17 protein-coding genes are annotated in these 20,869 nt (G+C 38.7%); 14 read left to right on the plus strand and 3 right to left on the minus strand.

The annotated features are described in order from the left end of the window. Positions 1-94 precede the first annotated feature (94 nt). From RRB46_RS02775 to RRB46_RS02790, 4 genes are all read left to right on the plus strand, one after another. Positions 95-1,396 carry a glutamate-cysteine ligase family protein gene (locus RRB46_RS02775; RefSeq protein WP_311537393.1) on the plus strand — a complete coding sequence of 434 codons (1,302 nt, stop codon included), beginning with the start codon at positions 95-97 and terminating at the stop codon, positions 1,394-1,396. Next, positions 1,389-2,753, plus strand: coding sequence for a DNA repair protein RadA (radA, locus tag RRB46_RS02780; protein WP_311537394.1), 1,365 nt, complete (start codon positions 1,389-1,391; stop codon positions 2,751-2,753). Before RRB46_RS02775 ends, radA begins: the two co-directional genes overlap by 8 nt. Positions 2,754-2,843: 90 nt before the next feature. Next, positions 2,844-3,221, plus strand: a complete 378-nt coding sequence (locus RRB46_RS02785; protein WP_311537395.1) for an FMN-binding protein — start codon at positions 2,844-2,846, stop codon at positions 3,219-3,221. A 78-nt stretch (positions 3,222-3,299) separates the two neighbouring features. Continuing rightward, complete coding sequence (locus RRB46_RS02790) at positions 3,300-5,120, plus strand: flavocytochrome c (RefSeq protein WP_311537396.1); 1,821 nt, start codon at positions 3,300-3,302, stop codon at positions 5,118-5,120. Positions 5,121-5,248: 128 nt separating this feature from the next. Here the strand turns inward: RRB46_RS02790 and RRB46_RS02795 are convergent, their stop codons facing one another. Beyond that, positions 5,249-6,055 (minus strand): helix-turn-helix domain-containing protein, encoded by an 807-nt coding sequence (locus RRB46_RS02795; protein ID WP_311537397.1) that lies wholly within the window; start codon positions 6,053-6,055, stop codon positions 5,249-5,251. Positions 6,056-6,158: 103 nt separating this feature from the next. Further along, complete coding sequence (locus tag RRB46_RS02800; protein WP_311537398.1) at positions 6,159-7,028, minus strand: NAD(P)/FAD-dependent oxidoreductase; 870 nt, start codon at positions 7,026-7,028, stop codon at positions 6,159-6,161. A gap of 145 nt (positions 7,029-7,173) precedes the next feature. Between RRB46_RS02800 and RRB46_RS02805 the strand changes: the two genes are divergently transcribed. The 10 genes from RRB46_RS02805 to RRB46_RS02850 all read left to right on the plus strand — a co-directional run bounded on the left by RRB46_RS02805 (position 7,174) and on the right by RRB46_RS02850 (position 20,107). Continuing rightward, on the plus strand, positions 7,174-8,040 hold the full coding sequence (locus tag RRB46_RS02805) for a D-alanyl-D-alanine carboxypeptidase (RefSeq protein ID WP_311537399.1): 867 nt from the start codon (positions 7,174-7,176) through the stop codon (positions 8,038-8,040). A gap of 6 nt (positions 8,041-8,046) precedes the next feature. After that, positions 8,047-8,985 (plus strand): type I phosphomannose isomerase catalytic subunit, encoded by a 939-nt coding sequence (locus RRB46_RS02810; RefSeq protein WP_311537400.1) that lies wholly within the window; start codon positions 8,047-8,049, stop codon positions 8,983-8,985. Positions 8,986-9,355: 370 nt separating this feature from the next. Next, positions 9,356-10,447: a sn-glycerol-3-phosphate ABC transporter ATP-binding protein UgpC gene (locus tag RRB46_RS02815; protein ID WP_311537401.1), complete on the plus strand. Its 1,092-nt coding sequence runs from the start codon at positions 9,356-9,358 to the stop codon at positions 10,445-10,447. Further along, a complete protein-coding gene (locus RRB46_RS02820) occupies positions 10,447-11,088 on the plus strand; it encodes a hypothetical protein (RefSeq protein WP_296126592.1) in 642 nt (213 codons plus the stop codon). Before RRB46_RS02815 ends, RRB46_RS02820 begins: the two co-directional genes overlap by 1 nt. An 11-nt stretch (positions 11,089-11,099) precedes the next feature. Further along, positions 11,100-12,101 (plus strand): sugar ABC transporter permease, encoded by a 1,002-nt coding sequence (locus tag RRB46_RS02825; protein WP_297689378.1) that lies wholly within the window; start codon positions 11,100-11,102, stop codon positions 12,099-12,101. A gap of 9 nt (positions 12,102-12,110) precedes the next feature. After that, the gene (locus RRB46_RS02830) at positions 12,111-13,034 is read left to right on the plus strand and encodes a carbohydrate ABC transporter permease (RefSeq protein ID WP_296126587.1); all 924 of its coding nucleotides are present in this window, start codon (positions 12,111-12,113) and stop codon (positions 13,032-13,034) included. An 18-nt stretch (positions 13,035-13,052) separates the two neighbouring features. Further along, complete coding sequence (locus RRB46_RS02835) at positions 13,053-14,588, plus strand: ABC transporter substrate-binding protein (protein WP_311537402.1); 1,536 nt, start codon at positions 13,053-13,055, stop codon at positions 14,586-14,588. A gap of 325 nt (positions 14,589-14,913) precedes the next feature. Then, positions 14,914-16,209 carry a beta-N-acetylglucosaminidase domain-containing protein gene (locus RRB46_RS02840; protein ID WP_311537404.1) on the plus strand — a complete coding sequence of 432 codons (1,296 nt, stop codon included), beginning with the start codon at positions 14,914-14,916 and terminating at the stop codon, positions 16,207-16,209. Then, positions 16,206-18,827, plus strand: coding sequence for a glycoside hydrolase family 38 C-terminal domain-containing protein (locus tag RRB46_RS02845; RefSeq protein WP_311537405.1), 2,622 nt, complete (start codon positions 16,206-16,208; stop codon positions 18,825-18,827). The genes RRB46_RS02840 and RRB46_RS02845 overlap by 4 nt, the downstream gene beginning before the upstream one ends. Continuing rightward, positions 18,827-20,107, plus strand: coding sequence for a glycoside hydrolase family 125 protein (locus tag RRB46_RS02850; RefSeq protein ID WP_311537406.1), 1,281 nt, complete (start codon positions 18,827-18,829; stop codon positions 20,105-20,107). The genes RRB46_RS02845 and RRB46_RS02850 overlap by 1 nt, the downstream gene beginning before the upstream one ends. Here RRB46_RS02850 and RRB46_RS02855 read toward each other — a convergent pair. After that, the gene (locus RRB46_RS02855) at positions 20,100-20,831 is read right to left on the minus strand and encodes a MurR/RpiR family transcriptional regulator (RefSeq protein WP_311537407.1); all 732 of its coding nucleotides are present in this window, start codon (positions 20,829-20,831) and stop codon (positions 20,100-20,102) included. The genes RRB46_RS02850 and RRB46_RS02855 overlap by 8 nt on opposite strands. Positions 20,832-20,869: the final 38 nt, after the last annotated feature.

A 20,869-nucleotide genomic window follows, 5' to 3' on the forward strand; every position in this document is an offset into this window, starting at 1 on the left:
CAAAATTTATTTCTATAAAATTTTCTTTTAAATAAATTTATAAATGTATTAAATTTTAATAATCGTATAATATGATTATAGATTTGAGGTAATTATGAATAGAGAAGAAAAATTAGAAAAAATTGTTGCCTACCTAAGAAGCGGTGAGAAGGATCCTGCTGATTTTAGGTTGGGTTTTGAAGTTGAACATTTTGTTGTGGATAAGGACACTTTGGAGTCTATTTCCTATTATGGGGAAAATGGCGTGGGGGCTAGTCTTAAAGACTTAAAAAATCTTGGCTACGAGGCCTTTGATGATTCTGGCCTTGCCCTAAGGGGCCATGGGGTGGATATTTCTATCGAGCCAGCTGGCCAATTTGAGCTTGCCATTTCTGCCAAGGCCTCTGTAGAAGACCTTTATAGGCTCTATGAGGAAAATATGAGAAAGATTGTCCCAGTTTTTGAAAAAAGAGGCCAATTACTTGTAACTCTTGGCTACCACCCAAGGACTAAGATTGACGATATCAAGGTCATTCCAAAGGCTCGTTACGATTTTATGTATAAATATTTTGCTGATTTTGGGGGCGATATGGCCCACAATATGATGAAGGGAACAGCCTCCATGCAGTTTGCTGTTGATTATAAGGATGAGGATGACTTTAGGAGGAAATATTTCCTAGCCTCAGCCCTTTCGCCATTTATTTATTCAGTCTTTGACAATTCCTATATTTTTGAGGGAGAAATCTATTACGAAAGAAACCTCAGACAGACAATTTGGGATAATACAGATAGGATGAGGACTGGTCTTTACGATTTTTCCTTTGATCCTGACCTATCTTACAAAACTTATGCCGAAAGAATCCTTGAAACTCCAATGATTTTTATAAATAAGGATGGGGAAGATGTCTATGTTGGTAGAAAAACCCTTGAAGATCTAATGACAGAAGACAATGCTGACGCCTTGGTAGACCATGCCCTTTCTATCGTATTTCCAGATGTTAGGGCTAAGAAATATATAGAAATAAGGATGGCAGATGAGGTGCCTTTCCCTTATAATATGGCAGGCCTGGCCTTAATTAAGGGTGTCTTCTTCAATGAGGAAATTTTTGATAAGGTCTATGACATCTTTAATGAAATGGACTATGACATGGCTACTAAGCTTAAATATAACGCAGCTAGGATGGGGATTTTCGCCCTTTATGAAAATGTAGAGCTCTACCAACACGTCCTAGACATCATCGATCTCGTAAGACCAGTCCTTAGTGAGTTTGAAAATAGGTTTTTAGATGAGCTTGAGGCCCTCCTAGACTTTGGCATTGTCCCAAGGGATATCTTTGCCAAAATCTATAAGGAAGACCCAAAAAGGGCTGTCTATGAATTTTCAGTCAATAAATTTGTAGAGGGGCTAGATGGCTAAGGTCAAAAAAGCTTACGAATGTAAAAACTGTGGCCACACCCAAAATGTTTGGGCTGGTCAATGCCCATCTTGCAAAAAGTGGGGCAGCCTAATCGAAGTCACAGTCAAGGAAACTAAAGGAAGGCCTGCCCAAATCCTAGATGATAAGGACGCAAAAAAGCTAAAAGACATTGAGATAAACGAATCTGAAAGAATCCACTCAGCCTATGAAGAATTTGATAGGGCTGTGGGCGGAGGCCTTGTAAGGGACTCTGTTTCAATTCTTACAGCTAGACCTGGAGCAGGAAAATCCACCCTCCTCCTCCAATTATCTAATTCTTATGCAAAAAGTGGACTAAGGGTCCTTTACGTGTCGGGAGAAGAAAGCGAAAGCCAGATAAAATCAAGGGCCCAGAGGATAATGGATTCGGAGCCAGAAAATCTTTGGATCCTATCGACCAATTCAATGGATTTATCCATCAAGGAGATTAAGAAGATAGACGCAGATATTATAATTCTTGACTCTATCCAGACCTTTAGCCTCCAGGAATTTGACAACAAGCAGGGCTCACCTACCCAGACAATTGAGGTGGCAGGAGCTGCTGTAAATTTGGCCAAAAATCCTGACAAGAAAAGGGCCTTCATCATGGTAGGTCACATGACAAAGACAGGTGAGATGGCTGGATTAAGGACTCTTGAGCACTTGGTAGATACAGTCCTAATCCTAGATGGGAGTCCTGATGAAGACCTAAGGGTCTTAACATCAAGCAAGAACAGATTTGGTAGGACAGGGGAAATTGGCCTATTTTCAATGGATGAAGAGGGACTTGTTGAAATATCTAATCCCAGCCAGTATTTTATCACCCAAAGGGAAGTGGAAGCCGAAGGATCAGCCATATCGGTGACCAAGGAAGGTTCAAGGCTGCTTGAAGTAGAGATAGAATCCCTAGTTTCCAAGTCCTTCATGCCCTATCCCCAAAGAATCGGCGATAGTCTAAGGCGTGATGACCTAAACACCCTAATTTCAATCCTTCAGGAGCGTGCAGGCCTAAATCTTTTTGACTATAATGTCATAATCAAGACCACAGGAGGCCTAAAATTATCAGAGCCTTCTGTAAACCTTGCTATAATCATGTCCATAGCCTCATCCTACCTCAAAAAGCCCATATCAGATAAGACAGTTTTTATAGCAGAAGTAGGCCTTACAGGAGAGCTCAAAAAGGTTCCTCAGGTCAAAAATAGGGTCAAGGAGCTAGAAAGACTTGGCTATAAAGAGGTATATTTAGCCAAAAACTCCCTGGATGCAAAGAACTTTAAGGAAATAAAGGTAAGAGAGCTTGCTAATATAAAAGAAGTAATTAAAGAAGTATTCAGATAAAGCAAAATCAACGATGACAAGGTTTTTTTCTTGAAAAAATTGTATAAAAATGGTATACTTGCATAGTAACAGAAGTAAAAGGAGAAAATTATGAAAAAGAATATATTTTTAGTTGGAGCTCTTGCTCTAGTATTAGCTGGATGTGGTAACTCTGCAAATAAGACAGATGATGCTGCAAAAGATGCACCAGCAGAAACAGCAGAAGCAGTAGAAAAAACAGGAACAGCTACAGCAGCTGGTTACGGTGGAGACATCAAACTTACTGTAAAAATGGAAGGTGATACAATCAAAGACATCACAATCGATGAAGAAGCTGAAACAGAAGGTATCGGTAAAGATGCTCTTCCAAAATTAGTAGAAGCTGCAAAGGCTGCTAATAGTGCAGAAATTGACAACGAATCAGGCGCAACAGTAACAAGTGAAGCCTTCAAATCTGCTCTAAAAGATGCTATTGCAGGCGCAAAATAAGAAATAAATAGAGGCTATCTTAATTGGTAGCCCTTTATTTTGAAAAATATCATATATAAAACATAGGAAAGGGGTAATATGAACAAATTTAAATCCATAAGCCTAGCCCTAGCCATGGTTATTAGCCTTGCAGCATGTGGCAATCAGGCTACAAAAGAGGCTAGCAAAGAAGAGCCTAAAGCAGAAACAAAGACAGAAGAAGCAGCAAAAGAAGCTAAAGACCTATCTGGTATAAGCGGTACATATGAGGGAAGTGCTCAAGGTTACGGTGGTGACATAAAGGTAAAGCTAAGCCTTGATAAGGGTGTAATTACAGCCATCGAAGCAGACCACAAGGAGACAAGCTCAGTAGGTGGGGCAGGACTTGAAAGAATCAAGGAAGAAGTCATTGCCAAAAATTCTACAGACCTAGACAATATTTCTGGAGCGACAATCTCATCAGCAGCCTTCCTTTCAGCAGTAAATTCTGCCCTAGAACAGGCTGGTATCAAAGCAGAAGACCTAGCAGCTAAGGAAGATGAAAAGGGAAGAGAAGCCGAAATAACAACAGATACAGTAGTTGTAGGTGCAGGTGGAGCTGGCCTTTCTGCAGCTATCCAAATGGCAGAAGATGGAAAAAATGTCACAATCATCGAAAAGGCAGGCATCACAGGTGGTAACTCATCTTATGCATCAGCTGGTATGAATGCTGCAGAAACCAAGCTTCAAAAAGAAGAAGGAATCGATGATACAGTAGCAACCTTCATCGAAGATACCATGAAGGGTGGCCATGAGAAAAACAAAAAAGAACTAGTAGAAAAGCTTGCAGGCGAATCAGCTGCTGCTGTTGATTGGCTAGAAGAGCAAGGTGCTCCACTTAAACAGCTTAAACTTGCTGGTGGTCAAAGCAAGATGAGAACCCACGCTCCAATCAATGACGAAGGTAAATCAATCCCAGTAGGTTCTTACCTAGTAAGCAAACTTACAGCCAAGGCCAAAGAGCTAGGAATTGATATAGTTTATGATGCTAAGGTAGATAAGATAATCATGGAAGATGGAAAGGCCGCTGGAGTTGAAGCAACCTATCCAGACGGAGAAAAGCTAAAGGTCAATGCCAAGGCAGTAATCGTGGCAACAGGTGGTTTTGGTGCAAACCAAGAATTAGTTGAAAAATATAACCCAGACCTAAAGGGCTATGTATCAACAAATGCTAAGTCAATCCAAGGCGATGCTATAGGATTTTTAGAAGAAGTTGGGGCTAATTTCATAGATATGAATGAAATTCAAATCCACCCAACAGTAGTTCAAAAAGACGGATCTTTAATCTCAGAAGGCCTAAGGGGAGAGGGAGCAATCCTAGTAAACCAAGACGGCAAGAGATTTGTAAATGAGCTTGAAACAAGAGATTTCGTTTCAAAAGAAATCCTAAGCCAAAAAGACCCATCAGCTTGGCTAATAGTAGACCAATCAATGATGGACCAATCATCAACAATTGCCAAATATTTCGAAAAGGGACTTCTCACAAAATGTGATGATTACAAGGCCCTAGCTGACTTAATTGGCACAGATGAAGCTACAATCAAAGAGACCATAGAAGGATGGAATGCTATCGTTAAAAATAACCAAGACCCAGACTTTGGTAGAGAGGGCATGGATCAAACAAGAAGCGACCTATCAGTAGCTCCTTACTATGCAGTTCAAATCTCCCCAGGCATCCACCACACCATGGGCGGGGTAGAGGTAAACACAAACTCTGAAGTACTAGACAAAGACGGAAAGCCAATCCCAGGTCTATATGCAGCAGGTGAAGTTACAGGAGGCATCCACGGAGCTAACAGACTAGGCGGCAACGCAGTAACAGACATAGTTGTATTTGGTAGAAATGCTGCCAAGAATGCCGAAAAATATATAAGCAAGTAAAAATTATAAAGAGTCCTTAGGGGCTCTTTTTTTGTTAGATTCAAAGGCCAAAAATATTTAAATTCTAGATATTTTAGGGATTTGATTAGAAAAGCCATCAGCCAGATATATTTAATTTTTATAAGTTCCTAAAAGGCAGAAAGGGCAATCTTTCCCTTATCCCTCATCCTAGCCAGCCTCCTGGCCCTGGCTAGCTGGGCTAGGGATGGGTTTTCTGCTTGTGATTTGGAAATTTCCCCCAGGCCTTTGTGCCTATCTGTCTTATCCCAATCGTCATAGGCCCCTGACCTAATTTTATCATAATTATTCAAAAAATAAGTAAAGCTAATAACAAAATGGCCCACTTCGCCCTTTAGAAACTTGCTTTTGTTTATGGACTTGATTGTGGAAATAAGGTCGTCTTCTCCATAAGTTTTGATTAGGAACTTTATCCTTGCTTGGTATTTGTCAGCGTCAGTAATTTTTGAAATCTTTCCACCCAAATCATTCCAAATATCTATGGGTGTCTTAGTCTTATTCATACTTGTATTATTAATACTTGTCTTATTATCTTTGAAGTCTGCTTTAATACCCTCCCTCAAGTCTCCTTGAAGAGGGGTCTTTAAATCTTCTTTCATATCCTCTTTAAGGCCGCTTGTAGGATCTTCATTTCCTAAATCATTTACAAAAAGCCTTCTTTCTTCGATGCACTTGGTATTTTCTCTGTATTTGTATTCGACTCTTATATAAGAAAGCTTGATTAGCTTATTAATCCATTTTGAAACTGAGGTGACAGTTGTGGACAAGGCTTCAGCAAAATAGGCATTTGTGGCATGGCAATAGCCCTTTTTTTGGGCTAGGGCCAGGATTTCTGAATATATAATTTTCTCATTTGCTAATAATCTTTTATCGTATCTAACATCTGCTGGTAAAATTGTGTAATAAGTCTTGGTCATAAGATCTCCTTTGATATTTAAGTCTGCTTATATATAGCAAAAATGAGAAAAATGTCCCGATTTTTGGGCAAAAAAATCCCCTTTCGACTGAAAGGGGTAAGTCTTACTTGCTTGCTCTAATTCCTGCAAGGGTTCCGTCAGCTACTGCTGTTGCTATTTGTTTTACATCTTTTATTCTTACATCGCCTGCAAAATATAGGCCATCGACTTGAGATGAAATTTCTTCATCAAGGAAGGTATTTTTGACATTTGCAAGGTCTTTTATGAGGTCTGTAGAGCCATTTTGGCCGATTTGAACATAGATTTCTATGCCGTTTTCATCGCAAATCTCGCAATCTTCTAAGATAGCTTTCACACACTTATTATCTTTTATTTCTAGGTCCTTAAGGCTTGTTCCTGTGTGGACTTTTATTTTTTCTGAAGCTTCGATTTGCTTTTTAAATTCGTCAATGCACATTAGGGCATCTTGGTTTTGGACAATGTGAACTTCTTTGGCAAATTTTGCTATATATAAAGCTTCCTTGCTTGCTCCATCTGATCCGCCATTTACAATGACAGTTTTGCCCTTAAGGCTTTCTTCCTTGCCATATGGCCAATGTTTGACATCAAAGCCCTTGTAGTCTATGGCTAGGTCTTTAAGATGAGATCCTGCAGCATAGATTAGCTTTTTGCCTTCATAGGTATTTTTGTCAGTTTTAACGAGGAAATAGTCGTCCTTTTTCTCTATAGATAGGCATTCTTCATAAGTTACATCGATATTAGAAAAGGCGAGTTGGTCTTTTAGTTTTTGTGAAAATTCCTCACCTGATTCATTATCGGCAAGGCTAGCATAATGACTAACTTTGGAAACATGGCTAATAAGGCCACCTACCCTATCTTTTTCTAGTAAAAGTAGGTCCTTGCCACGAGCCTTTGCATATAAGGCAGCGCTTACACCGGCAGGGCCTGCTCCAATAATTATTATATCTTTCATTTTTTTCACCTCTTTATTACTATCTGATAGAAATAATCAATTGCAAGTAGCTTTCAAGATTATTTTATAAATTTTTCAAAGAAAGCTAAGCTATGCTTACAAAAGATTTAATTAAATAAAATAAAAGATGGTGTACAATAGACTTATGGGAAAGATTAGAAATTTATTTATTATTATCTTGCTTTTGATCCTAGGAGCCTACCTAGGCCTTAGGATTAGAAAAAAGATTGAAAATGACAAGTATATATCAAAGGCAGTTTATGTTTACAATTTGACTGATGATAAGGAGGTTTTAGCCAAAAATGAGAACATGACCTTGCCAATGGCATCCCTTACTAAGATAATGACTGTAAGGGTTGCCCTAAAGCATATAGACGACCTGGCAGGCCTTGCCCCGATTGATGTGGGGGCCTACCAGAGGGCTGTCAATATGAATGCCTCAATGGCAGGCTTTGTGGGAGGGGAACCTACCACCTACAGGGACCTTCTCTATGCGACTATGCTGGCTTCAGCAGGGGAGGCGGCAGATTCTCTTGCCATAAATGTGGCAGGGGCTATGGGAGATTTTGTTCAGATGATGAATGATGAAGCTAAGGATCTTAATCTAAAAAACACCTCCTATGCCAATGCTGATGGGATGGATGATCCGGAAAATTACCAGTCAGCCAAGGACTGTGCCATGCTTATCAAAGATAGCCTTAATGATGGAAATTTCAGGGCAATCTTTACAAAAAGAGAATTTCAAACCACTCCTACAGCCGACCACCCAAATGGGGTCTATGTAGAATCGACAATCTTTAAGCACCTTAAAGATTACCATCAAAATGGCTTTGAAATAATCGGAGGTAAGTCAGGAACAACAGATAATGCCGGTCTTTGCTGGGCGACCCTGGCGGTAAAGGATAAAAAGGAATATATTGTAGTAGTAATGGGAGTGCCTTATAGCGATATAAATAACCTAGGCGATTCCCACATCCAAGAGACACTTAGGATACTTGAAAATATAAGGTAGGTAGAGATGAAAGTATTATTTTTAAAAGGCGACTATCGTGAGAAAATTTGGGGCGGAGACAAGCTAAAGACTGTCTTTAAGCTTGATGTATCAGATGGCAAGGTCGGAGAATATTGGGGGATTTCAGGCATGGCTGGCGAAAGCTCAGTCATAACTAATGGAGAATTAGCAGGTAAAAATTTAAGGGAAGTTTATAAAGATCACAAAGAACTTTTTGGAAATCCCAAAGAAGAAGAATTCCCACTTTTAGTAAAGCTAATAGATGCAGGTGATGACCTTTCAATCCAAGTCCACCCAGATGATCAGATGGCAGCAAGACTTCATGGCGGAAGGGGCAAGACTGAGTGCTGGTATATTTTAAATGAAGAGCCTGCCTCAATTATCTATGGTTTAAATGTAGATAGTAAAGAAGAAGCCATCAAATTAATCGACGAGAGAAAATGGGATGAGCTTTTAAAGGAAGTTCCAACAAAATTAGGTGATTTCTTCTTTGTAAGGAGCGGCACCGTCCATGCCATAAAAAAGGGATCTCTAATCTTAGAAATCCAACAAGCATCAGATATCACCTATAGACTCTATGACTATGACAGGAAAGATGATGATGGAAATTTAAGAGATCTCCACCTAGAAGAATCCAAGGAAGCCATCAAGATTATTGAAAATGAAGATAAGATCGTAGTAGAAGAAAAAGACGGCTATGGCCTAAGAATCCTTACAGCCAATGAATATTTTGAGGTCAGGGAAATGACCATAAAGACTTCTGCTAAACTAGAAAGGACTAAGCCTTACCTTTTAGAGTTTGTGGTAGCTGGCCAGGGAGAGGTCCTAGTAGATGGCAAGACTTACCCACTTAAGAGGGGAGATTTCTTTATAATAACAAATGATGCCCAAGCTTATGAATTTAAGGGACAGATGACTGTAGTTGAGTCAAACCCAGTGGAGTAAAGATTTAGGCATAATTTTCTAAATACCCAAATATAAAGATAAGAAAACTAAATAGATTTCTTCATGTTCTCGCTTTGCTCGCTTAGTCGAAAAAAGGTATGTAGAAAGAAAATTAAAGCTAAGAGCTTAATAGATAGACCACTCATCTGGCCTATCTTTTTTTGTCTATTTTGCCTTTTACTTAGGTAAAACATTTTCCGAGATAAAAAATGAAAATATTTTCATAATTCGAAGCTCTTGCATAAAAATTATGAAAATGTGATTATTGTGCCACTTACTTGCATTTTTTATGCAAATGTTATAAAATAATATTTAGAAGAAAGGGATATATCTATAAGAAAATCCTTTTCATACGAGAAAAGGAGAAAATATGGCTAATTTAAAATTAGAGCACATTGACAAAATCTATCCAAATGGTGTCCAAGCGGTATTTGACTTCAATTTGGATATTGAAGATAAAGAATTTATTGTATTTGTAGGTCCTTCCGGTTGCGGCAAGTCCACTACCCTTAGGATGATAGCAGGCCTTGAAGAAATTTCTGGCGGAAATCTTTACATAGACGGCGAGCTTATGAATGAGGTTAGCCCTAAAGATAGGAATATTGCAATGGTTTTCCAAAACTACGCCCTCTACCCCCACATGACAGTCTTTGACAATATGGCCTTTGGTCTAAAACTACAAAAGGTAGACAAGGCTGAGATTAAGAAAAAGGTCGAAAAGGCTGCTGAGATGCTAGAGCTAAAAGACTACCTAGACAGAAAGCCTGCGGCCCTTTCAGGTGGTCAAAGACAAAGGGTAGCCCTGGGTCGAGCCATAGTTAGGGAGGCCAATATTTTCCTTATGGATGAGCCTTTATCTAACCTCGATGCCAAGCTTAGGGTCCAGATGAGGACAGAAATCTCCAAAATCCACGACCAGCTTGATACAACCACAATCTATGTAACCCACGACCAAACTGAAGCTATGTCCATGGCTACAAGGATAGTCGTAATGAAAGATGGCTATATGCAACAAGTGGGCACTCCAGAAGAAATCTATGATAAGCCTGCTAATATCTTTGTTGCAAACTTTATCGGCTCTCCTCCAATGAACTTCTTCAACGGAAGGGCGGCCGGAGGCAAAATTACAATCGGCAAGGAAGAAATCCCTGTAAATGATGCCCAGAAAGAAGCCATCAAGCCTTATGAAGGCAAGGAAATAATCATTGGCATAAGGCCAGAGTCCTTTGCCGTAAATCTTGATGAAAAAAGCGGAAAATCAATAAAGGCTGTCATAGAAAACATTGAAATGCTCGGTGATGAGTCAATCCTCTATGCCCAAGCTGAAGAAGCTGCTAGCCAAATAGCAGTCAAAGTCCAGGGCAAGTTTAAGGGAGTCGACAAGCACGATGAGATAAATCTAGATATCAACCTTGATGAAATCCACCTTTTTGATAAAGACACAACCATGAGAATTATCTGATGGAGTCCTTAGCAAAATCCCTTGGAAGCCTTGGGGAGATAATAATATTTATTTTTCTTTCCCTAGTCTACACAAGTTTGATCCTTTTGCCTATAATTTTGATAAATCTTTTGATAGATAGAAGCCTCATCTCCTATATTTTCCTATTTGTGCCCCTTATAGGACTTTTAGGCCTTGCTATAGAAAGGGCCTTTATAGGAACGAGGAATGTATTTGTAAATCAAAAATCATTTTATAGACCATATTTTAAAGAGCTTTTTTCTACTAGGCCCATCAAAAAATATGCGACTTATTGCCTTTTGCTTAGTCTATATTTTTACTCCTGTGATTCTTTGAGGATTTTGGAAAATGAGGTCTTAGGTCTTTTTATCCTTAGGATATTTTTAAGCCTAGCCTTTAGAAATATAATTTTTTATACCATCCTCCAAAGGGCCTTTAGAAAAGAGCTGGGCTTTGTGGAAACTATCAAAAATTCAGCCCTACTTGCTTTAAAATATCCCCTATATGCTATAATTATTTGCCTGATTTGGGGTCTGATCGAAGAGCTTATGATAAAAAATTCTCTTTGGACCTATGTCCTGGTGATAATTATGGGCTTTATGGGCAATTTTATAAACCAAAGTAAAGTTAAAAACTTATAAGGAAGGTTAAAATGGATAATAATAATTTGGGCCAGCCTAAGGTCCTTGACCAAAAAGAATTGAAAGAAAGAAAGAAAAAGGCCAAAAAACCATTTAGCCAAAGATTTAAAAAGAACCTACCTCTGATGGCCTTTTGCCTGCCAGGTTTCATCTGGTTTGCCATAATGAGCTATCTGCCAATGTTTGGGGTAATCATCCCCTTTAAAAATTATAAGGTATTTTCTAAAAATTTCTTTTATAATCTCTACCACAGCGATTGGATTGGTCTTGATAACTTCAAGTTCTTCTTTAAATCCAACGACGCTTGGGTGATCATAAGAAATACAATTTTGTACAATGCTACCTTTATAGTTGTAAACATTGTTCTTGCAATGTTTACAGCTATTGCCCTCCATGAACTATTAAATAGGAAGGCTGCGAAGTTTTACCAAACTTCCCTCTTTTTGCCTTACTTTTTGTCATGGGTAGTTATTTCTTATGCAGTATTTGCATTTTTATCACCAGATAAGGGTCTTCTAAATGCCCTTATCACCAAATTTGGTGGAAGAAATATAAATTGGTACACCACTAAGACCTGGTGGCCAGTGTTCTTGGTAATTGTCAATGCTTGGAAGGGCCTAGGCTACAACACTGTAGTCTATCTTTCAGCCCTATCAGGAATCGATAAGACCTATTACGAGGCTGCGGTTATGGACGGAGCCAGTAAGTGGGAGCAGATTAAATACATCACAATCCCAATGCTTAAGCCAGTTGTGACAGTTTTATTTATAATGAGTCTGGCAAATATCTTTAGGGCAGACTTTGGTTTATTCTACCAGGTGCCTAGAGATTCTGGACCACTTTATGCTGTTACAAACGTAATCGATACCTATGTATTTAGGGCCCTTATGAAAAATGGAGACATCGGCCTTTCATCAGCAGTTTCACTCTTGCAATCGGCTGTTGGTGCGGTTTTGATAATCGGAGCCAACAAGCTAGTCAAGAAATACGACCCACAAAGGTCCCTATTCTAGGAGGATATTATGCAAGAAATAAAAAAGAAAAAGCATTATGATCCCTTGGAAGTGTCTAGGGCTAGCAATATCGGCCTAAATATATATTTGATATTTTTGACCATTTCGGCAATCTTGCCCTTCTTATTTGTATTTGTCATATCAATTACAGATGAGGCAACACTTGCGACAAACGGATATAGCTTATTTCCTGAAAAGATAAGCTTTGATGCATACAAGCTAATCTTTAGGTCAGGATCATCTATAATTCAGGCCTATAAGGTGTCAATCTTTATAACAGTGGTAGGTGTAATCCTTGCCCTATCCTTAACAACCCTTTATGCCTACGCCCTATCCAGAGATGACTTTGAATTTAAGGGATTTTTCACAAAAGTTTCTACAATTCCCATGCTTTTTTCAGGCGGACTTGTAGCAAGCTATTTAGTAATGACTCAGTTTTTAGGCCTTAGAAACTCAGTGTGGGCCCTAATCTTGCCCCTACTTCTAGGTACCTTTAACATAATAATAATGAGGACATTTTTCCAAACGTCCATCCCAAATGCCCTAATAGAGGCGGCAACCATAGACGGGGCCAACGAATTTCAGATATTTTTCAAAATCGTCCTACCCCTATCTTTGCCAGTCCTTGCCACAATCGGACTATTTTTAACACTAGGTTATTGGAATGATTGGTATAATGCTATGCTTTATATAGATGACTTAAACAAGATACCAGTCCAATACCTGTTAATAAGAGTACAAAATTCAACGGCCTTCCTCGCATCAAGAGGTAGCCAAATAGGAGGTGTAGCCAATCAAGCAATGAAAACCTTGCCACAGGAGACTTTGAGAATGGCCATAGTAGTTATAACAACAGCGCCAATTGCCATAACCTACCCATTCTTCCAAAGATACTTTATCAGTGGCCTAACACTTGGAGCAGTAAAAGAATAATTCATTAAGGAGGAGATTATGAATTTAGTTAAAAAATTTGCTTACACATCAATGGCACTAATGCTCGCTTTAGGAATTTCAGCATGTGGAAACAATGAAAAGCCAGCAGAAGAAACAAAAAAGACAGAAACAACAGAAACTGCAGAAAAAAAGGACGATAAGGCAAAGGAAACTGAAACAGGTGACATTCCAACCCTAACCTATCTTAACATCGGTACCCCACAAGCAGGTACAGAAGAAACTGTAGCCAAAATCAACGAATACCTAGATGAACAAAAAGCAGGTTACCACCTAAACCTAGTATTCTACGATTGGGGTGACTATGAACAAAGACTACAACTAGCTTCATCAACAGGTGAAGATTGGGATTTAGCTTTCACAGCAAGCTGGGCAGGCCCATATAAGACATTAGTATCTCAAAATGCTCTAATGGATCTAACAGAATTAATGAAGGGCAAAGAATTTGTAGACCTAATCAACCCAGACATGCTAAAAGGCGTAAGCATGAATGATAAAATCTACGGTATACCTGCAGCTTATCCAGGAGTAGTAGCAGCCAACCAATTTGTTTGGACAAAGTCCATGGTTGAAAAATACAACATAGACTACAAAAACATCAAAAATATCACAGAATTAGAACCAATCTTTAAAGAAGTAAAAGAAAAAGAAGGCATGCAATATCCATTTGGCGTATCAAAAGACTTCTTATTTGCCATGCCAGAACCAGAATACCTAGTAACAGACGGTGTAGCTGTAAAAGAAGAAAATGGCAAACTTGTAGCCTACAACCGCTATTCAGCAGACCTATTTAAAGAACAAATCATGAAGATGAAAGAATACATGGATAATGGCTATATTTCACCATCTGCACCACAAGTTGAACCTGGAACAGTAATGCCAGAAAATGAAGTACTTCTAACAGAAGGTGAAGGAGAACCAGGATCAGCAGCAATCTGGTCAGTAGCTCCACGTAATGATGTAGTATCAAACATAGTAGGTGAAAAGATAGTAGTATCAAATGACAAGGCCCAAGGTAAGATGGTATCAATCAACTCTCAATCTGACAAGGCAGAACTAGCCATGGACTTTATCAACAGAATGTTCACAGACAAGAAATTACAAGATATGTTATGCTATGGTATAGAAGGCAAAAACTTCGAATACAAAGACGGCAAGGTTGTAAAACATAACAAAGAAGCTGACGGTATCGACAATGACTATGACGTACCAGCCTTTACCTTCCTATCAGCACTAAATAGAACACCACTAGATGGCGCACCTGGAATCGGCGATGAAGAATTTGACAAGGAAGCAAAAGAATTTGAAGAAAAACTAGCACCATCTCCAGTTCTTGGCTTCACCCTAGATGAAAGTAACATCGCAACAGAAATAGCAAACATCCAACAATCAGTAAACGAATACACCATCAACCTAAAAACTGGTGCCTTCGATGAAAGCTATTATGACGAATTCCTAGAAAAACTAAATACAGCAGGAATAGACAAGGTAATAGAAGAAGTTCAAAAACAACTAGACGCTTGGAACAATAAATAGTAAGAAAAATTAGAGGGGCAGTTGCTTAAGTGAATAAGCAATCCACACAATTAGAGGAATATCCACTAAAGGCTAAGCCTAAGGGATATTCCCTGGATGTGGGGGTTATCTTCACGAGGGCAGCAGCCCTTTATCTTTTCAAAGAAAAATGAAAATATTTTCAAATTTAAACAAGACCGAGGACAATTAATCGAAACACGTCATTTCGAACGCAAGTGACAAATTACATGAACGTGATTTAACTTTATTATTAGCAATCATTATTTTCCTAGTTAAGCTATAAATAAAAATGTTTTCAATATAAAATTTTAAAATAGGAGTGAATATGTTAGAAAAAAGAGGGGTAATAGAAGGATTTTATGGAATACCTTGGAGCTTTGAAGATAGATTATCAATGATAGAATTCCTATCAGATATAGGCATGAATCGCTATATTTACGCACCTAAGGATGACCCTTACCACAATATAAAATGGAGAGAAGCCTATCCAGATGAAAAGTTAGCTGAGCTTAGTAAACTAGCTTCCCTTGCCAAAGAAAAATCAGTAGACTTCATCTGGGCCATCCATCCTGGACAAAATCTCATAAAATTTGACGACTACGATGCAGAAATTTCAAAGCTTTTTGCCAAATATGACAGCCTTCATGCGGCAGGCGTCACATCTTTTGCCCTTTGTATGGATGATATAGATAGGGATTTGGCTTACGAGCAAAGAGACTTCCACCTAAGGCTTGTAAAAGATATATTAGCCCGCCTAGAAAATTTTGAAAATAAAGAGCTACTTTTTGTCCATCCTTGGTACAATTCAGCTTGGATTGATGAAAAGGGTAGGGAATACTTTAAGCTTTTAAGAGGCCTTGATAATTTATCTATCATGTGGACAGGCTATGATGTTGTAGTTCCAATCACAAAGGCATCTAACGATGAATTTATTGACCTTTACGGCAAGGAAGCAGACATCTGGTTTAATTGGCCGGTCAATGATTACCTAAGAGATCAAATCTTTATGGAAATCTTCGAGTTTTTTGACTCCAGGGATATATCTTACAAGTCAATCCTCTCAAATCCAATGAACCAGGCAGAGCTATCAAAGATTTCAATCTATCAAATAGAAGATTTTGCCAAGGACCCAAAGGCCTACGACCCTCTTAAATCCTTTAAGGCAGCCCTTTCCTATGTGGATAGCAGGGTGGCTGATGACCTATATATAATTTCTGATTCCTTCTTTGGATCTGGGGTTTATGATAGGTTCACCGAGAGGAAATATCAGGAAGATGGGGAAATTTTAAAAGCCTACCAAGACAATGATTATAAAAGGCTTGAGGGCCTCATTGATAAAAAGCTAATGGCAATCGACTCTTATTTTAAAAACTACACAAATGAAAAATTATATGAGGAAGTAAAGGAATTTTTCAAATCCCTTTCTTATCTTTTAAAAGCAGTCAAGGCCCTACTTGACGGCGATTTAGAAAAGGCCAAAGACCTTTATAAAAAGACAGAAGATTGCAAGGTAGAAATTTATACAGAATTTACCCAAGATAGGCTCGAACAAAGACAGGTAAAGACCTCCAGAGTCCTTGAAAAAATCTACGAAGACCTAAGATTAGGATATGACCAATGAGAAAGACAGTCCACGTGGTAAGCCACACTCATTGGGATAGGGAGTGGTACCTGCCTTATGAAAACCACCATATGCGCCTAATTGACCTGATGGATGGAGTCCTTGAGGCCTTTGAAGACCCGGATTTTAAATACTATTGGCTAGATGGCCATTATCTTCCTATAGAAGACTATCTAGAAGTCCGCCCTCAAAATAAGGATAAGCTTAAATCTTTGATAGAGACTGGCAAGCTTAAGCTAGGACCTTGGTATATCCTCCAAGATGCCTTCCTTACAAGTGGCGAGTCCAACCTTAAAAACCTAAGCCTTGGAATAAAAAATATAAAAAAGTGGGGATCTCCTTCAATGATTGGCTATTTTCCAGATACCTTTGGCAATATTGGCCAGGCCAGCCAAATTCTTAAAAAAGCAGGGATAGACGTGGCATATTTTGGCAGGGGAGTTAAGGCGACTGGCTTTGACAATGTAGTTATAGAAGATTTCACATCAAAAAATTCTGAAATTTATTGGCAGAGCCCAAATGGGGATAAGACCCTAAGCGTGCTTTTTGCAAATTGGTATGCCAATGGCCTAGATATACCAGAAGATGAGGAAGACCTTAAGGCCTACATGGATAAACGCATAGCCGATATGGAAAAATACGCATCTACAAACCAGCTTCTTTTAATGAATGGGTGTGACCATTCGCCAGTCCAGAAAAATATCGGACAAATTATCAAAAAGGCCAATGCTCTTTATGAGGATTATGACTTTGTTCATTCAAATTTAGACCTTTATTTTAAGGCACTTGAAAATGAGGTGGGAGAGATTGATACAATCAAAGGAGAGCTTAGAAGTCAGGCGACTGATGGCTGGTGGACTCTAAACTCCACATCATCATCTAGGTATTATCTTAAAAAATACAACAAGAGCCTGGAGATGCGTTTTGAAGAAGTTATCCAACCCCTATTCACTCTTTTTGTGGACAGGGATGCCTATCCTCACCAAAAGCTAGATTATTTCTACCAAGAATTAATCAAAAACCACCCCCACGACAGCATTTGCGGCTGCTCTGTAGATTCTGTCCACGATGGCAATCTAAGACGCTTTAAGAATGTGGATGAAGGTCTAGATTACCTAGAAGATTTCGCCAAGAAAAAGATTAGAGAAAGCACTGCCAATGTCAATGATTATGCTATCTGCATCATAAATACCCTCCCTTATAGGAGGATTAAGGAAGTGGTGACAGAGATTGAAATAGACAGGAAATTTTTCGGTATAGATTATCCGGATGTTTATGATGAACTTGCGGGGAAATCCGCCCCAGCTTTGAAATTAGTAGATGAGGAGGGGAAAGAAATCCCAGCAGAAATCACCTACTTAGGCACAGGTTTTGCCTATATTTTGCCAGATGATAAGTTTAGAAAGCCATATTTTGCAAATAAGGTCAGGGTTAGATTTTCCTTAGAATTGGGAGCCTTTGAGAAAAAAATCTTAAGTCTAGTTACAGGTCAATCTTCCTTTGCATCTTGTGAAATAAATGAAAAACAAATCGAAAATGACTTTTACAAGCTAAGTATAAATGATAATGCCAGCCTTGATATATTTGATAAAAACTCTGGACTTGCCTTTAAAAACGTCCTAGCAATCGAAGATACAGGCGATATAGGCAATGAGTACATCTACAGACAATCGACAGATGGGACAAGGATTCTTGGCGGCAAACTAATAGGTCAAAAAATCATAAGAGAAAATGACAAGACCATAATTAGGATAAGGGAAAGCTTTAAGCTTCCAAAATCAGCCGAAGATAAGCTATTAGCTGAGCAGATAAGACTTAACGATATCACCCAGAGAAGGGCTAATAGGTCAAGTGACTTAATAGAGATGACCATCGATAAGGAAATCATCCTATATGATAAAAATATCCCTCTTAAGATAAAAATCAGCCTTAAAAACTTGGCCAAAGACCACAGGATGCGCCTCCTCTTTGGTCATAGTCTTGAAACAGACAAGGTCTATGCAGAATCCATCTTTGAATGCGTAGAAAGAGCCGCCTACCCACCACAGACATGGAAAAACCCAGACTATTCCCAAAATTTCAACCGATATGTCCAGGTAATGGATGATGATAAAAAAGGATTTGGAATCTCAGCAATAGGTCCTGCCGAATATGAGATGATAAAAAATGAAGGCCTTTATATTACTCTCTTTAGGTCAGTGGGCGAGCTTGGCGATTGGGGATATTTCCCAACACCTGATGCCCAGCTTGTAAAAGATGACTTATCTGAAATGACCTTTGAATTTTATTTTGCAAGCTTTGCAAATGATTTTGATAAAAATAGGCAAGATATCTTACAAGCTAGAGTAGATTTTATATCTCTTGGCCTAGATAAAAATGATGTTGAAGATAAAGATTTAAATCTTCCTAAAATCGACTTGGGTGACAATATTTTTTCAACTCTTTTTAGGAATGACAAAAACGAACCAATCCTAAGAGTCTATAATCCAGGAAAATCAGCCAAAAAGATTGACCTTAAGGCAGTTGAATATGATATCTTAGGTGAGAGAAAAATAAAGGATGAAATTGATGAAAACTTGCCAGGCTTTGAGATTAAAACATATAGATTGGAGCTTTGATGAAAGAAATTGTAAGAGACTTAGTGGAAAGAGTTGAAAAATCTGACCAAATAAGCAATGAAATTAAAAAGATTTTTAAAAAAGCCATTAACAACACCTTCACCACTACCATAAAAGAAACTGCCAGGGGTGATGCCTTTGTAATCACTGGTGATATAGAGGCCATGTGGCTTAGGGACTCATCTGGACAGATTAGACCGCTTTTTTATATAGATAGCGATGAAGCCAACGATCTTATAAAAAAAGTCCTAGCCAGACAGATATTTTCTCTAGATAAGGATCTTTATGCTAATGCCTTTAATATTGAGGCTAATGGCAGGTGTTGGACTGATAAGGATATCACAGATTTTGAATCACCTTGGGTTTGGGAGAGAAAATACGAGTTAGACTCCCTTTGCTATGTGATGGAACTAGCCTATCTTTATTATGAAAAGACCAAGGACGGGACTATTTTTGACGAAGACTTTTTAAGAGTTTTGAATGATATGGTAGACCTTATAAAATTAGAGCAAAAGCACGAAAATTCTCCCTACATCTTCGAAAGGCCAGACCCATGGGCCCCTAGCGATTCGCTAAGGGGAGGGCCTAGGGGAGGAGATGTTGGATATACCGGTATGTCCTGGACAGGCTTTAGGCCAAGCGATGATTCCTGCATCTACCAATATTTAATTCCAGCCAATGCCTTTTGCCTGGTAGCCCTAAGAAGGCTAGCGGCTTGCTTAGATCAGGAGGATTTGGCAAATGATTTATCAGCAAAGATGAAAAAATTAGCAGATGGGATTGATTGCGGGATAAAAAAATATGGCATAGTAGAGGATGATGATTTTGGAAAGATTTATGCCTACGAGACAGACGGGCTGGGTTCATATAATCTCATGGATGATGCCAATATCCCAAGCCTTTTATCCCTTCCATATCTTGGCTATCTAGCAAAAGATGACCCAATTTATAAAGCCACTAGGGCCTTTATCCTTTCAGAAAAAAATGAAAATTATTATGAAGGCACAGCTGCCAAGGGGATTGGCTCAAACCACACTCCAGAAAGTTATATCTGGCACTTGGCTCTTTCCATCCAGCTTATGACGGCTACCGATAAAAAAGAGCAGGAGGAAATTCTTGGATATTTTGAAAAAACCCACGCAGGCACCTATTTGTGTCACGAGGGTTTTGATAAGGATAAGCCAGAAAAATATACTAGAGATTGGTTTTCTTGGTCTAATTCGATTTTTGTAGAGGCTGTCCTAAAATATCTTGGCATAGAAATGATAAAGGCTAGCTAAGATAGGCCTCACAAATCATATCAAGGATAAAGGTTACAGGAAATATTTTTGAAATCTTGTAGGAATATTTCGGATAGGGTGGAAGGATGATAGCAAGGGAAGCTTCTTTGGCAAGGGTTGACTCCCCATCTCCTGTGATGGCAAGGATCTTGGCCTTATTAGTCTTTGCATTGTCCACTCCTTCAAGGAGGTTGTGGTTTTCTCCAGAAAGGGAAATTGCAATCAAAAGGTCAGATGCCGAAAGCCCCTTGCTAAGGAGATTTATAGAATAAGGCTCCTTGGCATAGTCGGTATTATCGAGGCCGATTTCGCCAAATTTGTAGACAAATTCATTGGCGCAAAGACCAGAAGAACCGATTCCAATTACGGCAATCTTGCCAAAGTTTGCAAGGTTTTTGATAAAATCAATAGTCTTATCATCAAAGGTCTTGCAGGAATCTATAAAATTTTTGTAGATTTCCTGGCTTAGGGACTTGGACCTAGTCGGCTTTTGAGAAATATTAAATTTAAGCTCAGAATATCCATCAAAGCCCAGCTTTTGGGCAAAGCGGGTTATGGTTGAGTTTGAAAGGTCTAAAAGCTTTGCAAATTCATTTATATGAAGCTTATTTAGGTCAAGGTCCATATCCTTGATTTTCTCGACAATTATCCTCTCAGACTTAGAAAGTTTGATAGATTTTGAGCTTATGATATCCATAATGAAATTATAAGTAGTATTTGTCATCTAATCACTCCTAAGATAATTATAACATAAGAAGGGAA

The sequence above is a fragment of the uncultured Anaerococcus sp. genome, assembly GCF_963512375.1.
Classification (GTDB): Bacteria; Bacillota; Clostridia; order Tissierellales; family Peptoniphilaceae; genus Anaerococcus.

Coding starts and splice junctions, on each gene's coding strand:
- RRB46_RS02830 (WP_296126587.1), top strand. CDS start 12,111: ATGCAAGAAATAAAAAAGAAAAAGCATTATGATCCCTTGGAAGTGTCT.
- RRB46_RS02855 (WP_311537407.1), bottom strand. CDS start 20,831: ATGACAAATACTACTTATAATTTCATTATGGATATCATAAGCTCAAAA.
- RRB46_RS02785 (WP_311537395.1), top strand. CDS start 2,844: ATGAAAAAGAATATATTTTTAGTTGGAGCTCTTGCTCTAGTATTAGCT.
- RRB46_RS02805 (WP_311537399.1), top strand. CDS start 7,174: ATGGGAAAGATTAGAAATTTATTTATTATTATCTTGCTTTTGATCCTA.
- RRB46_RS02790 (WP_311537396.1), top strand. CDS start 3,300: ATGAACAAATTTAAATCCATAAGCCTAGCCCTAGCCATGGTTATTAGC.
- RRB46_RS02775 (WP_311537393.1), top strand. CDS start 95: ATGAATAGAGAAGAAAAATTAGAAAAAATTGTTGCCTACCTAAGAAGC.
- RRB46_RS02840 (WP_311537404.1), top strand. CDS start 14,914: ATGTTAGAAAAAAGAGGGGTAATAGAAGGATTTTATGGAATACCTTGG.
- RRB46_RS02815 (WP_311537401.1), top strand. CDS start 9,356: ATGGCTAATTTAAAATTAGAGCACATTGACAAAATCTATCCAAATGGT.
- RRB46_RS02835 (WP_311537402.1), top strand. CDS start 13,053: ATGAATTTAGTTAAAAAATTTGCTTACACATCAATGGCACTAATGCTC.
- RRB46_RS02845 (WP_311537405.1), top strand. CDS start 16,206: ATGAGAAAGACAGTCCACGTGGTAAGCCACACTCATTGGGATAGGGAG.
- RRB46_RS02795 (WP_311537397.1), bottom strand. CDS start 6,055: ATGACCAAGACTTATTACACAATTTTACCAGCAGATGTTAGATACGAT.
- RRB46_RS02800 (WP_311537398.1), bottom strand. CDS start 7,028: ATGAAAGATATAATAATTATTGGAGCAGGCCCTGCCGGTGTAAGCGCT.
- RRB46_RS02810 (WP_311537400.1), top strand. CDS start 8,047: ATGAAAGTATTATTTTTAAAAGGCGACTATCGTGAGAAAATTTGGGGC.
- radA (WP_311537394.1), top strand. CDS start 1,389: ATGGCTAAGGTCAAAAAAGCTTACGAATGTAAAAACTGTGGCCACACC.
- RRB46_RS02825 (WP_297689378.1), top strand. CDS start 11,100: ATGGATAATAATAATTTGGGCCAGCCTAAGGTCCTTGACCAAAAAGAA.
- RRB46_RS02850 (WP_311537406.1), top strand. CDS start 18,827: ATGAAAGAAATTGTAAGAGACTTAGTGGAAAGAGTTGAAAAATCTGAC.
- RRB46_RS02820 (WP_296126592.1), top strand. CDS start 10,447: ATGGAGTCCTTAGCAAAATCCCTTGGAAGCCTTGGGGAGATAATAATA.